This window comes from Agrobacterium sp. CFBP 3001, assembly GCF_027871605.1.
Classification (GTDB): domain Bacteria; phylum Pseudomonadota; class Alphaproteobacteria; order Rhizobiales; family Rhizobiaceae; genus Agrobacterium; species Agrobacterium leguminum.
Genome location: NZ_JAQAHD010000013.1, coordinates 59,532 through 73,735 on the forward strand (window position 1 = coordinate 59,532; position 14,204 = coordinate 73,735).

A 14,204-nucleotide genomic window follows, 5' to 3' on the forward strand; every position below is an offset into this window, starting at 1 on the left:
CCCTTCAGGCCTTCACCCGTGGCTCGCCTCCGGGCGCATAGGCGGTTTTCTGCAGGAAACGGAATATATTGCCGCACTGAGCGCAGCGGATCATGAAATCCGTCGGATCGCCCGAGGCGCGCTCCGCGCGAAATCCACGCGGCATTTCATCGATGCGAAAATCGACGTCCCGGCGGCTCTTGTCATCCGATTCCGACGCTTCGGCAAAACCCTGATGACCACATCTGGAACATTCGAGCTTCCGGGAATATCTGTCGCGCGCTGCCATATGCCGTCCTTTGCTTGGTGGTTATCAGGTAGCAGCGGCAAAACATCATTTCAATGCCGATCGCCCCGGGTTAAAGCTTTGCACGGCTATTTCCCGGCCGGAAACCCATCCGGCGGCCGGAACGAATATGGAAGCCCATGAACGACCAGAAACCCCTGCTTTCATCGTCACTCATGCTCCGGGCCGCTCTCATCGCCGGAATTCTTCTCGTCTTTCTCGGCACCCTCAACGTCGGCATTAAATGGTATGGCGAGCGGATTCTCCAGGCGGGCCATACGACGGCCACCGAGGAGGTGGAGATCGTCATCGGCAACGACCGGCTGAAGCTTGCCAAAAACACCCTTCGGGCGCCTTCCGAGCGCCTCGGCGGAGAACGCGAGCGCGTCGACCTTTATCTGAGCTGGCCTGACCTCAAGGGTTACGAGGAAGCGAATCGCGCCGTCTTCGACGATCCGGCGCAGGCGGCAGGGCTGATCTTCATCCAGCTTTCGCAAAGCACCATGTCCGAGGACATGTCCGGTCGTTTCGGGCCGATCTATTCGCGGCTGACGGAGGGAGAGCCCGTACCGCTGAAGCACGGCCTGCTGCTGCACCGCCTGCGCGCCGATTCCGGTTACGGCAAGGAAGTCATATTGACCGGCGAGCGCGAAGGCCAAAGCGCCTATGTGGTGCGCTGCCTGCTGCCGCAAACGCCGCAGGCGGCCACCGGCAGCGATTGCCAGAGGGATATTCACGCCGGACAGGACCTCAGCCTGTTCTATCGTTTCTCCTCCGCCCTGCTGCCACAATGGCAAAAGCTCGACGCGGATGTAAAAAACTATATCGAGCGCCGCCTCGTAAAAGACGGAAATCGGTGAAACAGCACGGCACAGATTGCGTGCGAAAAGTCGCATTTTATGGAAGGCAGATACCTTTCATAAACCACTTGGTAACGCCATCCCGATAAAGTTTCTTCCCGGAGCATCGGGCGGGGCGTGTCCGAGCGGAACAGAAATATGCGATTGAAGAGTTCAGCAGTGTTGAAAAGTCTATCTGGGGCACATTCGCGCAAAGCGGGTGCGACGTCTTTCGTAAGGTTTATTGCGCTAACCCTTGCTGCGGCGTTCATAACCGCAACATCCGTTCAGACCGCAAAGGCCGATCCGAAATATGCGGGCATCGTCATCGATGCCAAGACCGGCAAGGTCCTCTATGGCGAGGATCCGGACGGGCTGCGTTATCCGGCTTCGCTGACGAAGATGATGACGCTTTATCTGACATTCGAAGCGCTCAATACCGGACGTATCTCGCTCGATTCCAGGGTGCCGGTGTCAGCCAACGCCGCGAAGGAGCCGCCATCCAAGCTTGGCGTGCGCGCCGGCGGCAGCATCACTGTGGAACAGGCTATCCTTGCACTCGTCACCCGGTCCGCAAATGACATGGCAACCGCGCTCGGCGAATATCTCGGCGGCTCGGAAGACCGTTTCGCCAGAATGATGACCGCCAAGGCCCGCGCACTCGGCATGACCCGCACGACCTATCGCAACGCCAACGGCCTGCCCAACACGGCGCAGATGACGACGGCACGCGACCAAGCCCGTCTCGGCGTCGCGCTTCGCCAGCATTTCCCGCAATATTACGGCTATTTCTCCACCCGCACCTTCAACTTCGGCAAGCAGGTTATCGGCAACCATAACCGCCTCGTCGGAACCGTGAAGGGTGTGGATGGCATCAAGACCGGTTATACACGTGCAGCCGGCAGCAACCTTGCCACATCGGCTCAACTTGACGGTCGCTCCATCGTCGCCGTCGTTCTCGGCGGCCGCTCCAGCGCTGCCCGTGACGCCACCATGCGCAAGCTTGTCGCAACCTACCTGCCGCAGGCATCGCGTGGCGGCAACAGCAACCTGATCGCGCAGACCCGCTCAGCGCCGGTCGAAGAGCCCGTCGCCGTGGCCGCTGCTGTTCCTTCCGTGGCAGTTGCAGCAACCGCAGCCGGCCTACCCAATTCCGGTCCGGTGCCGCAGACCCGTTACGAAGAATCCCCGGTCACCGCCTTCGCAGGCTCCTCTTCCAATGCAGCCGTCAAGGCCATGGAAGCTGCCACCTGGCAGAAGGGCAAGGATCCAATCAATCAGGCGCCCGCTGCACCGGACCGCAAATTGATCACCAATTCGACCAAGGTGGACAATATCGTCACCGCGTCCACCACGGCGCCTGTTGTCTCCGCCCCTTCGGTTTCGGCCAGGGCCGAGGCTCCGCAGGGTGGCTGGGTCATCCAGATCGGCGCATCTCCGGATGAGAACTCCGCACGTGGCCTGTTGCAGAACGCACAGGAAAAGGGCGGCGCGGCACTGCGCTCCGCAAAACCCTTCACGGTCGCCTTCAGCAAGGACGGCTCCCAGATCTACCGCGCCCGTTTCGGCGGCTTCGATGGCCAGAACGCCGCGGTAAATGCATGCAATGCATTGAAAAAGAAAGGCGTCAGCTGCTGGGCGTCACTCCAGTAACAGACGTTTCCGCAGGCGGTGGTTCATAGTCGAAACATCGCCTGTCTCCTCGAAGTTTGTAATGTGTAGCGAGGCTTTCCAAGATGGCAGTCAACGAGAATTATTCGGACATTGCGTCTGGCAACGGGCATGGCAGCCTGTCGGTTCTGCATCCCATTCACGAAGCGGCGATGCGTATCGCCGATCTCGGTCTTAATCGCTCCAAGGCGAAGACACGCGATCTCGTGGCGCTGCTTCTGTCGCATGGCGCCCGCGCCTGGCGCTCCAACCAGCCGGAAGCGAACATCCACCTTCATGTCGCGAGCCGCTCGGGTCGCGCTCCGGTCCATATTCGCATTCGCTGAAAATCAAACGCAGTCGACTAGACACAAACAAAAACCCCGCGGAGCCTGAGCGCCGCGGGGTTTTTCTTGATTGGTAACCGAAGATAACGAGGCGGCTTACGCCTCGCTCTCCGGTGCCTCCGGCGTATCCGGCAGATCGTCGGCGGCATCTTCGCCATTGCCGTTCTCTGCTTCGTCGTCGCCTTCCGGCTCGTTGATGCGCTCCACGGAAACCACCTTCTCATCCTTGGCGGTAGAGAAGATCGTCACACCCTTGGTGGCGCGGCTGGCGATGCGGATGCCGTTGACCGGCACGCGGATGAGCTGACCGCCATCGGAAACCAGCATGATCTGGTCGCCTTCTTCCACGGGGAAGGCCGCGACGAGTTCGCCGATCTCGTTGGTCTTCGAGGTATCGGTGGCGCGGATGCCCTTGCCGCCGCGACCAGAGGTGCGGAAGTCGTAAGAAGAGGAACGCTTGCCGAATCCCTTCACGGAAACCGTCAGCACGAATTCTTCGCGTGCCTTCAGTTCCTGATAGCGCTCTTCGCTGAGTTCGCCCTCTTCCGTAACTTCCTCGCCGACGAGCGCGATATCGTCCTCATCGACGCCTGCGGCACGCCGTTCGGTAGCCGAGCGCTTCAGATAGGCCGCACGCTCCCACGGTTCAGCTTCCACATGGCCCACAATGGTCATGGAGATGATGCGGTCGCCCTCGGCCATGTTGATGCCGCGCACGCCGACGGAGTTGCGGCCGGCAAAGACGCGCACATCGTCCACGGGGAAGCGGATGCACTGGCCGAGCGCGGTCGTCAGCAACACGTCGTCGCGGTCCGTACAGGTTTCGACGGAGAGGATTTCATCGCCCTCCTCGTCCAGCTTCATGGCGATCTTGCCATTGCGGTTGACCTGAACGAAATCGCCGAGCTTGTTGCGGCGAACCGTGCCGCGCGTCGTCGAGAACATCACATCCAGCGTTTCCCAGGTGGTTTCGTCCTCGGGCAACGGCATGATGGTGGTGATGCGCTCGCCGGGCTCCAGCGGCAGCATGTTTATGAGGGCCTTGCCCTTGGACTGCGGCGTACCGATCGGCAGACGCCAGACCTTTTCCTTGTAGACGATGCCACGCGAGGAGAAGAACAGCACCGGCGTATGGGTATTGGCAACGAAGAGACGGTTGACGAAATCCTCGTCGCGCGTCGCCATGCCGGAACGGCCCTTGCCGCCGCGACGCTGCGCCCGGTAGGTGGTCAACGGCACGCGCTTGATATAGCCGAGATGCGAAACGGTGACGACCATGTCCTCGCGGGCGATGAGGTCTTCATCGTCCATATCGGGACCGCCCTCGACGATCTCGGACCGGCGCGGCGTGCCGAACTCGTCGCGGATGGCGACAAGCTCGTCCTTGACGATCTGCTGGATGCGCAGGCGCGACGACAGGATTTCGAGGTACTCGGAAATTTCCGCGCCGATCTTGTTCAGCTCGTCGCCGATTTCATCGCGGCCAAGCGCCGTGAGGCGGGCAAGGCGCAGTTCGAGAATGGCGCGGGCCTGCTCTTCCGAGAGATTATAGGTGCCATCTTCATTGATGCGGTGGCGCGGATCGTCGATCAGACGGATCAGGCTTTCCACATCCTGCGCCGGCCAGCGCCGCGTCATCAGCTCTTCGCGGGCCGAAGCGGGATCGGGCGCATGACGGATAACCCGGATGACCTCATCGATATTGGCAACCGCAATCGCCAGACCAACCAACACATGCGCGCGCTCGCGCGCCTTGCGCAGCAGATATTTCGTACGACGGCTGACGACATCCTCGCGGAAGGCCACGAAGGCGCGCAGCATGTCGATAAGCGTCATCTGCTCCGGCTTGCCGCCGTTCAGCGCCACCATGTTGCAGCCGAAGGAGGTCTGCAGCGGCGTATAGCGGTAAAGCTGGTTCAGGATGACTTCGGCATTGGCGTCGCGTTTCAATTCGATGACGACGCGATAGCCCTGACGGTCGGATTCGTCGCGCAGGTCGGAAATACCCTCGATGCGCTTTTCCTTGACCAGTTCGGCCATCTTTTCGATCATGTTCGCCTTGTTCACCTGATAGGGAACCTCGGTGATGATGATCTGCTCGCGGTCGCCGCGCATCGGCTCGATGGTGGCGCGGCCGCGCATGATAACCGAGCCGCGGCCGGTCTCATAGGCTGAACGGATGCCGGAACGGCCCATGATCAGCGCGCCGGTCGGGAAATCCGGGCCGGGAATGATCTGCATCAGCTCCGGCAGCTCGATCGCCGGATTGTCGATCATGGCGATACAGCCGTCGATGACTTCCGAGAGATTGTGCGGCGGAATATTGGTGGCCATGCCGACCGCGATGCCGCCTGCCCCGTTGACCAGAAGGTTCGGGAACTTCGCCGGAATGACGACCGGCTCCTGCAGGGTGCCGTCATAGTTGTCGCGGAAATCGACCGTTTCCTTGTCGAGATCGTCGAGCAGCGAATGGGCGGCCTTTTCCAGACGGCATTCGGTATAACGTTCTGCCGCCGGCGGATCGCCGTCGATGGAGCCGAAATTGCCCTGCCCGTCGATCAGCGGCAGGCGGAGCGACCAGTCCTGCGCCATACGCGCCAAAGCGTCATAGATCGCCGCATTGCCGTGCGGATGGAATTTACCCATCACGTCCCCGGTAACGCGGGCGCATTTGACGTATTTCTTGTTCCAGTCGATGCCGAGTTCGGACATGCCGTAAAGAATACGGCGATGAACCGGCTTCAGGCCGTCTCGCACATCGGGAAGCGCGCGGGACACGATGACGCTCATGGCGTAATCGAGATACGACCGCTGCATTTCCTCCATGATGGAAATCGGTTCAATGCCTGGCGGAAGTTTTCCGCCGCCGGGGGGGCTCTGGTCAGTCAAAACGGATCACATTCTCTGTTAAGAATCGGATGGATTTTTATAGCGGAAACAGCCACGTTAAGCCAATTTCCCGGCGAGTTTTGAACAGGCTTTTGCGTCATTTGCAAGACGAACGCCGCTTTTCACGATTTAGCCCGGCAAAAGCACCGCCGCTCCCTTTCAAAGTGCCGGCGACTTGCGTAGGCTCCGTCCTAAAAACAGATAAGACGGGGAAAGAATGGCCAGCAGCGAAACGCTCATCAACGCGCTTACCACACTTCTGGTCACGCTCGATCCGCCGGGCCTTGCCCCCGTCTTTCTGGCGCTGACCGCCGGTATGACGCGCGACCAGCGCAGCCAGGTGGCGCTGCGCGGCTCCATCATCGCCTTCGGCATTCTCGCCGTCTTCGCGCTCTTCGGCCTTGCCATCCTCAATCTTCTCGGCATCTCGCTCGGCGCTTTTCGCATCGCCGGCGGCCTGTTGCTGTTCTGGATTTCCTTCGAGATGATTTTCGAAAAACGCCAGGAGCGCAAGGAAAAGACCTCCGAGATCGCCATCACCAAGGACCACCTTCACAATCTGGCGGTCTTTCCGCTGGCGCTGCCCCTGATCGCCGGGCCGGGCGCCATTTCCGCCACCGTGCTACTTGCCGGCTCGATGAAAACCACCGTCGAGATGCTGGTGCTCATCCTGATCCTCGCTTTCGCCATGGCCCTCGTTTATGCCGCGTTGATCGTCTCGGAACGGATGGACCGTTTTCTCGGCAATACCGGCCGCGCGATCCTGACCCGACTGCTCGGCGTGCTGCTTGCCGCCCTTTCCGTACAGTTCGTGGTCGATGGCATAAAATCGGCCTTCGCATTTTGAAAGGCCAACCCTTGGCGGTGCCTGCGCAATAAATTCCCGCCAACCGCTGAAATGCCGGAAAATCCTCCCTTTAAATCCGACCGCCGCTTCGGCTAAAAGACGCATGTTTTTTCGGATTCGAAAGTTATCTCCATGCGTTCCACGCTGCGTCGCCTCATCCCGGATGCCGCACCCGTCAGCAACAGGGAAAGGCTGCGCTCCGCAACCGGCGCCTTTGTCGGCATTCTGCTGACCGGCCTTCTGGGAAGTCTCGCTCTCAGTTTCGATCCCACCCTGCCCGCCATGATCGCGCCGATGGGCGCTTCCGCGGTGCTTTTGTTCGCCGTGCCCTCCAGCCCGCTGGCGCAGCCCTGGTCGATCCTCTGCGGCAACCTCGTTTCGGCCTTCGTGGGCGTGACAGTGGCGCTGCTGGTTCCGGATCTATTCCTTGCCAGCGCGCTCGCCATCAGCCTCGCCATTGCCGCGATGATGGCCTTGCGCTGCCTGCACCCGCCAAGCGGTGCGGTGGCTCTGACCGCCGTTCTCGGCGGCCCTGCCGTCCACAGCCTCGGTTATGGCTTTCTGCTGTGGCCGGTCGCCGGAAATTCGCTGATCCTTCTTGCCCTGGCCCTCGCCTATAACAATGCTACCGGCCGCGCCTACCCACACGGCCTGAAGCTCGGCAAGGCCGCCCATGGCACCACCGATCCGACCCCCATCCAGAAAATCGGCTTTTCCTCCAACGACCTCGACGAGGTGCTGAAGGAATATGACCAGGTCCTGGATATCGACCGCGACGAGCTCGAAACCATTTTACGCAAGACCGAACTGCGCTCCTGGCGTCGCCGTGCGCTGCATCTCGATTGCGCCAGCGTCATGTCGCGCGATGTCGTCGGTGTTGCGCCTGATGACAGTCTGCGCCATGCCCACGCGCTGATGCACAGCCACCATTTCAAGGCATTGCCGGTCACCAACGATAAAGCGGAGATCGTCGGCATCGTCACCCAGACGGATTTTCTGGAAAAGGCGAGCTGGAGAAACGGCCGCCCCTCCATTGGTTTCCTGCAGCGGCTGCGCCTCATCCTCTCCGGCGCAAGCGCCCCCAACGATACCGTCAAGGACATCATGACATCGCCGGTCAGAACCGTACGGCCTGAAACGGCAATCGAGGAGGCCATCATCCGCTTTGCCGAAGAAGGACTGCATTACCTGCCGGTCATCGACGCCAGAGGTAAGATGGTGGGCATCGTGTCGCAATCCGATGTCATGGTCGCGATGCTGGCGGACAAGGTCGCGGCATAGTCTGCCGCGACGCCCCTGGAACCGGCAAAGCCGGATGTTAGCGCCTCGCCTTCAGAAGACGCTGCCATAGCGTGCCGCCGAAGAACCGGCCGAGCACGACAAAATATGCGATGATAAGCGCAAAGGCGATAAAGGCAGGCACACCGTTCAAGGCAAACCCCTGTGGCGTGCGCCCGTCTGCAACCGCCGCCACGAGAAATCCGGCGGCGAAAAACGCCGTCCAGAAATCGAGAAAGAAGGCAAGAACGATGCGCCAGGTTGCCGGCTGTTTCGGTGCGGGCGCATCACTCATACCTGTCTCCCGTTACGCTTTCCCGAATTCGCCAGCCGCTCAGAACGGAATATCGTCATCCATATCGTTGGAGAAGCCGCCGGAAGGCTGGCCGCCGCCACGGGAAGAGCCGCCGCGCGACGAGGACTGCTGGTCGTAACCGCCGCCATAGCTGGAGCCGCCGCCACTGCCATAATCGTTGCCGCCGCCGAAATCGCCGCCGCTGCGGCCACCGCCCTCACCGCGACCATCGAGCATCGTCAGCGTGGAGTTGAAGCCCTGCAGCACGATTTCAGTGGAATAACGGTCGTTGCCGGTCTGGTCCTGCCATTTGCGCGTCTGCAGCTGGCCTTCGATATAGAGCTTGGCGCCCTTCTTGACATATTGCTCGACGACCTTGCACAGGCCTTCGTTGAAGACGACGACGGTGTGCCATTCGGTCTTCTCGCGGCGCTCGCCGCTGTTGCGGTCCCGCCAGGTCTCCGAGGTGGCAATGCGCAGATTGGCGATGGGGCGGCCATCCTGCGTCCGGCGGATTTCGGGATCGGCGCCCACGTTCCCGATCAGAATTACCTTGTTTACGCTACCAGCCATCTCGTCATCCTGTCCGCCGGCCATCATGACCGGCAATTGCATTTCAAAAAATTCGCCACACAATAGCTGCCGCCGCCCGCAAAGGGCACCGCAAGCATGGAACTATCCACAAAGAATAATCTTAAGCTGCGGGAGCAGACATTCGCGCTTGCAATTCGTTCCTTTTTTGTTCTATTAAATCGCAGATTTCGAGTCAAGCATTCCGAAAAGCTGCGACCGATTGGGAATAGACCTCGACACATCCGGCTGCGTCACTACATAAGGACGCGCTGCCATCAAGCCTGTTATTTTTGTCCGAGCCTTGTCATGAGTGAACTGAAGACGATTTCCATCCGTGGCGCCCGCGAGCACAACCTCAAGGGCATCGATCTGGACCTGCCGCGCAACAAGCTGATCGTCATGACCGGCCTTTCCGGTTCGGGCAAGTCCTCGCTTGCCTTCGATACGATCTATGCCGAAGGCCAGCGCCGTTATGTCGAGAGCCTGTCGGCCTATGCGCGCCAGTTCCTGGAAATGATGCAGAAACCGGATGTCGACCAGATCGACGGCCTCTCGCCGGCAATCTCCATCGAGCAGAAGACCACATCGCGCAATCCGCGTTCCACGGTCGGCACGGTCACCGAAATCTACGACTATATGCGCCTGCTGTTCGCGCGTGTCGGCGTCCCCTATTCGCCGGCCACGGGCCTGCCGATCGAAAGCCAGACGGTGAGCCAGATGGTCGACCGCATCCTCGCTTTCGAGGAAGGCACACGTCTTTATATTCTCGCGCCGATGGTGCGCGGCCGCAAAGGCGAATATAAAAAGGAACTCGCCGACCTGATGAAGAAGGGCTTCCAGCGCGTCAAAGTGGATGGCCAGTTCTACGAAATCGCCGACGTGCCCGCCCTCGACAAGAAATACAAGCACGATATCGACGTTGTGGTCGACCGTGCGGTGGTGCGCCCGGATATGGCCGCGCGCCTGGCCGACAGTCTCGAGACCTGCCTCAAGCTCGCCGACGGCCTGGCGGTTGCCGAATTCGCCGACAAGCCCCTGCCGCCGGAAGAAACCGCCGCCGGCGGCTCCGCCAACAAGTCGCTCAACGAGACCCATGAGCGGGTGCTGTTTTCGGAAAAATTCGCCTGCCCCGTTTCCGGTTTCACCATTCCGGAAATCGAGCCGCGGCTGTTCTCCTTCAACAATCCCTTCGGCGCCTGCCCGAGCTGCGATGGCCTCGGCTCGCAGCAGAAAGTGGATGAAAACCTGATCGTGCCGGAGCCCGCCCGTACCCTGCGTGACGGCGCCATCGCTCCCTGGGCCAAATCCTCGTCGCCCTATTACAATCAGACGCTGGAAGCGCTCGGCAAGGCTTTCGGCTTCAAGCTGTCGAGCAAGTGGTCGGATCTTTCGAAAGAGGCGCAGCACGCCATTCTTCAGGGCACGGATGACAAGATCGAATTCAACTATCAGGACGGCGCCCGCTCCTACAAGACGGTGAAGAATTTCGAAGGCATCGTGCCCAATCTGGAGCGTCGCTGGAAAGAGACCGACAGCGCCTGGGCGCGCGAGGAAATCGAACGCTACATGTCGGCGGCCCCCTGCCCGGCCTGCGCCGGTTATCGCCTGAAGCCGGAAGCGCTCGCCGTCAAGATCAACAGGCTGCATATCGGCGAAGTCACCGAAATGTCGATCCGCACCGCGCGCGACTGGTTCGAGGTACTGCCGGAAAGCCTCAACGCCAAGCAGAACGAGATCGCAGTCCGCATCCTCAAGGAAATCCGCGAACGCTTGCGCTTCCTCAACGATGTCGGGCTGGATTATCTCAGCCTGTCGCGCAATTCCGGCACGCTTTCCGGCGGAGAAAGCCAGCGCATCCGGCTGGCCTCGCAGATCGGTTCGGGCCTCACCGGCGTTCTCTATGTTCTCGACGAACCGTCGATCGGCCTGCACCAGCGCGACAATGCCCGCCTGCTGGATACGCTGAAACATCTGCGCGATATCGGCAATACCGTCATCGTGGTCGAACACGACGAGGACGCCATTCTGACGGCGGATTATGTGGTCGATATCGGCCCAGCCGCCGGCATTCATGGCGGTCAGGTGATCGCTGAAGGCTCGCCGCAGGACGTGATGGCCAATCCGAAATCGCTGACCGGCAAATATCTCTCCGGCGAGCTCGGTGTCGCCGTGCCGGCGGAGCGCCGCAAGCCCAAGAAGGGTCGCGAGATCAAGGTTTTTGGCGCACGCGGCAACAACCTGAAGAATGTCACGGCCGCCGTGCCGCTCGGTGTTTTCACTGCCGTAACCGGCGTATCGGGCGGCGGCAAATCCACCTTCCTGATCGAGACGCTCTACAAGTCGGCGGCGCGTCGGGTGATGGGTGCGCGCGAAATCCCGGCCGAACACGACCGCATCGACGGTTTCGAATTCATCGACAAGGTCATCGATATCGACCAGTCGCCGATTGGCCGCACGCCGCGTTCCAACCCGGCCACCTATACCGGCGCCTTCACGCCGATCCGCGACTGGTTCGCCGGCCTGCCGGAAGCGAAGGCGCGCGGTTATGCGCCGGGCCGTTTCTCCTTCAACGTCAAGGGCGGCCGCTGCGAGGCCTGCCAGGGCGACGGGGTCATCAAGATCGAGATGCACTTCCTGCCTGATGTTTACGTCACCTGCGATGTATGTCACGGCAAGCGTTACAATCGCGAGACGCTCGATGTCACCTTCAAGGGCAAGTCCATCGCCGATGTGCTGGATATGACGGTGGAAGAAGGCGTGGAGTTCTTCGCCGCCGTCCCGGCCGTGCGCGACAAGCTGCAATCGCTGTTCGATGTCGGCCTCGGTTACATCAAGGTCGGCCAGCAGGCCAATACGCTCTCCGGCGGCGAAGCGCAGCGCGTCAAGCTCGCCAAGGAACTGTCGAAACGCTCGACGGGCCGCACGCTCTATATTCTCGACGAACCGACGACGGGCCTGCATTTCCACGACGTCAACAAGCTCCTGGAAATGCTGCATGCGCTGGTCGAGCAGGGCAATTCCGTCGTGGTGATCGAGCATAATCTGGAAGTCATCAAAACGGCTGACTGGATCATCGATATCGGGCCTGAAGGCGGCACGGGCGGCGGCGAAGTGGTGGCGACGGGCACACCGGAGGACATCGTGAAGGTCGAGCGTTCCTATACCGGTCACTTCCTGAAGGAGCTTCTGGAGCGCCGGCCGGCCGGAAAACGGGAGGCTGCGGAGTAATCCGCAGCTTTCGTCGCAAGGGTTCGATAGGCCGAAGGCCGGAGGAGGAACAGCATATGTCTACATCAGGCACGATCCGCACCGGTATCGGCGGCTGGACCTTTGAGCCATGGGAAGGCACGTTTTATCCCGAAAAATTGCCGAAGAAGCGCCAGCTGGAGCACGCCAGCCGGCAGCTCACGGCCATCGAGGTGAACGGCACCTATTATAGCAGCCAGAAGCCGGAAACTTTTGCAAAATGGGCTTCCGAAGTGCCCGAGGATTTCGTCTTCTCGCTAAAGGCGAGCCGCTTCGTCACCAACCGCAGGGTTCTGGCCGAGGCCGGTGAATCGATGACGAAGTTTCTGACGCAGGGGCTGACGGAACTCGGGTCCCACCTCGGTCCAATCCTCTGGCAATTCGCACCGACGAAAAAATTCGACGCTGAGGATTTTGGCGCATTTCTGTCCCTGTTGCCCGAGAAGCAGGACGGCATCCGTCTTCGCCATGTCGTCGAGGTACGCAACGAGACATTTCAGGTTCCGGAATTCATCGATCTTCTCGCCAGGCACAAGGTCGCCGTCGTCTGCGCCGACCATCATGATTATCCGATGCTGCCTGATGTGACGGCCGATTTCGTCTATTGCCGCCTGCAGAAGGGCGAGGACGATATCAAGACCTGTTACCCGAAAAAAGAGATCGACCACTGGGCCGACCGGGTAAAGACCTATGCAAAGGGCGGCGTGCCGGACGATCTGCCGCTGATAGCGCCGGATCGGAAGGTCGAAAAGACACCGCGCGATGTCTTCGCCTTCTTCATCACCGGCGGCAAGGTGAATGCGCCTGTCGGTGCACAGGAACTGCAAAAGGCGGTCTGAACTCTTTCAGCCCGCCATGTCTTTCGTCGGGCTGAAATCGATGGCCGCGAAAGCGGCCTCGATCACCTCCGGGCCTGCGCCCGGCCGGGTGGCGTCGCTGGAGAGGATTTGCCGAAAACGGCGCGCGCCGGGCATGCCTTGAAACAGCCCGACCATGTGGCGGGTGACGTGGTTGAGACGTCCGCCTGCGGCGATATAGTCGGCGGCATAGGCCATCATCGCGTCGCGCAGCGCCATCCAGTCTGGCTGGTGAGCCTCTTCGCCATAGATGCGATGGTCGACATCGGCAAGAATGGACGTGTTGTGATAAGCGGCACGGCCGAGCATCACACCATCCATATGCTGGAGATGTTCGCTCGCCTGATCGAGATCGGCGATACCGCCATTGATGCCGATAAAGACATCAGGGTTTTCCCGCTTCATGCGATAGACGAGATCGTAATCGAGCGGCGGCACTTCGCGGTTTTCCTTCGGCGAAAGCCCCTGCAGCCAGGCTTTTCGCGCATGAACCCAGACGGCGTCCGCGCCTGCCGCAACAACCCGCTTCAGAAAGTCCGGCAGGACCGCTTCCGGCTGCTGATCGTCCACCCCAATGCGGCACTTCACCGTAACCGGCACGCTGGCGACCGCCTTCATTGCGGCCACACATTGCGCCACCACATCAGGCTCGCGCATCAGGCAAGCGCCGAAGGTGCCGGATTGCACCCGATCCGAGGGACAGCCAACATTCAGATTGATTTCATCATAACCGTAGTCCCCGGCGATCCGAACCGCTTCGGCAAGCTTGGCCGGATCAGACCCGCCGAGCTGCAACGCGACGGGATGCTCCTGAGTGTGATAACCGAGCAGCCTTTCACGCAGGCCGTGGATGATAGCGTCGGCAACGATCATTTCGGTATAAAGCAGCGCGCGCTTCGACAATTGCCGGTGCAGAAATCTGCAGCGGGTATCGGTCCAGTCGATCATGGGGGCCACGGCGAAGATTTTTTCGCCGTTTGCAAGCGCTTGTCTGTACATGAATTAACCTCTTTGCGCCGGCTTCTACAGCAAAGGACCGTAAAAAGCCAGTTTTGCAGCCGGGGTCATTTTGAACTGGAAATCGCCCCGGAATCGCGGGACAAGAATTGCACCGAAAA

Annotated in this window: 12 protein-coding genes; 7 read left to right on the forward strand and 5 right to left on the reverse strand. The window is 60.5% G+C overall.

Annotated features, from left to right (window positions below):
• Positions 1–4: 4 nt before the first annotated feature.
• Positions 5–268 carry a hypothetical protein gene (locus PH605_RS16880; protein WP_035261275.1) on the reverse strand — a complete coding sequence of 88 codons (264 nt, stop codon included), beginning with the start codon at positions 266–268 and terminating at the stop codon, positions 5–7.
• Between the two features lie 137 nt (positions 269–405).
• On the opposite strand from PH605_RS16880, the gene PH605_RS16885 reads away from it, so the two are divergent.
• The 3 genes from PH605_RS16885 (at position 406) to PH605_RS16895 (ending at position 3,101) form a co-directional block, all read left to right on the forward strand.
• Positions 406–1,125, forward strand: a complete 720-nt coding sequence (locus PH605_RS16885; protein ID WP_142845501.1) for a hypothetical protein — start codon at positions 406–408, stop codon at positions 1,123–1,125.
• 138 nt (positions 1,126–1,263) lie between these two features.
• On the forward strand, positions 1,264–2,757 hold the full coding sequence (locus PH605_RS16890) for a D-alanyl-D-alanine carboxypeptidase family protein (RefSeq protein WP_142845502.1): 1,494 nt from the start codon (positions 1,264–1,266) through the stop codon (positions 2,755–2,757).
• Positions 2,758–2,840: 83 nt separating this feature from the next.
• Complete coding sequence (locus tag PH605_RS16895; RefSeq protein WP_003502750.1) at positions 2,841–3,101, forward strand: hypothetical protein; 261 nt, start codon at positions 2,841–2,843, stop codon at positions 3,099–3,101.
• Positions 3,102–3,197: 96 nt separating this feature from the next.
• Here PH605_RS16895 and gyrA read toward each other — a convergent pair whose 3' ends face one another.
• Positions 3,198–5,990, reverse strand: a complete 2,793-nt coding sequence (gyrA, locus tag PH605_RS16900) for a DNA gyrase subunit A (protein WP_142845503.1) — start codon at positions 5,988–5,990, stop codon at positions 3,198–3,200.
• A 217-nt stretch (positions 5,991–6,207) separates the two neighbouring features.
• On the opposite strand from gyrA, the gene PH605_RS16905 reads away from it, so the two are divergent.
• Together PH605_RS16905 and PH605_RS16910 are read left to right on the forward strand one after the other, a co-directional pair.
• On the forward strand, positions 6,208–6,837 hold the full coding sequence (locus PH605_RS16905; protein WP_003525062.1) for a MarC family protein: 630 nt from the start codon (positions 6,208–6,210) through the stop codon (positions 6,835–6,837).
• Between the two features lie 132 nt (positions 6,838–6,969).
• Positions 6,970–8,118: an HPP family protein gene (locus PH605_RS16910; RefSeq protein WP_003525060.1), complete on the forward strand. Its 1,149-nt coding sequence runs from the start codon at positions 6,970–6,972 to the stop codon at positions 8,116–8,118.
• Positions 8,119–8,155: 37 nt separating this feature from the next.
• On the opposite strand, the gene PH605_RS16915 is transcribed toward PH605_RS16910, so the two are convergent.
• Both PH605_RS16915 and PH605_RS16920 read right to left on the reverse strand, forming a co-directional pair.
• On the reverse strand, positions 8,156–8,410 hold the full coding sequence (locus PH605_RS16915; protein WP_142845504.1) for a hypothetical protein: 255 nt from the start codon (positions 8,408–8,410) through the stop codon (positions 8,156–8,158).
• Between the two features lie 39 nt (positions 8,411–8,449).
• Positions 8,450–9,025 carry a single-stranded DNA-binding protein gene (locus PH605_RS16920; RefSeq protein WP_065655441.1) on the reverse strand — a complete coding sequence of 192 codons (576 nt, stop codon included), beginning with the start codon at positions 9,023–9,025 and terminating at the stop codon, positions 8,450–8,452.
• Positions 9,026–9,289: 264 nt separating this feature from the next.
• Between PH605_RS16920 and uvrA the strand changes: the two genes are divergently transcribed.
• On the forward strand, positions 9,290–12,211 hold the full coding sequence (uvrA, locus tag PH605_RS16925; RefSeq protein ID WP_142845505.1) for an excinuclease ABC subunit UvrA: 2,922 nt from the start codon (positions 9,290–9,292) through the stop codon (positions 12,209–12,211).
• A gap of 56 nt (positions 12,212–12,267) precedes the next feature.
• Entirely contained in the window at positions 12,268–13,068 is an 801-nt protein-coding gene (locus PH605_RS16930) for a DUF72 domain-containing protein (protein ID WP_142845506.1), read from the forward strand.
• A gap of 6 nt (positions 13,069–13,074) precedes the next feature.
• Here the strand turns inward: PH605_RS16930 and dusA are convergent, their stop codons facing one another.
• Positions 13,075–14,085, reverse strand: coding sequence for a tRNA dihydrouridine(20/20a) synthase DusA (gene dusA / locus PH605_RS16935; protein WP_142845507.1), 1,011 nt, complete (start codon positions 14,083–14,085; stop codon positions 13,075–13,077).
• Positions 14,086–14,204 lie beyond the last annotated feature (119 nt).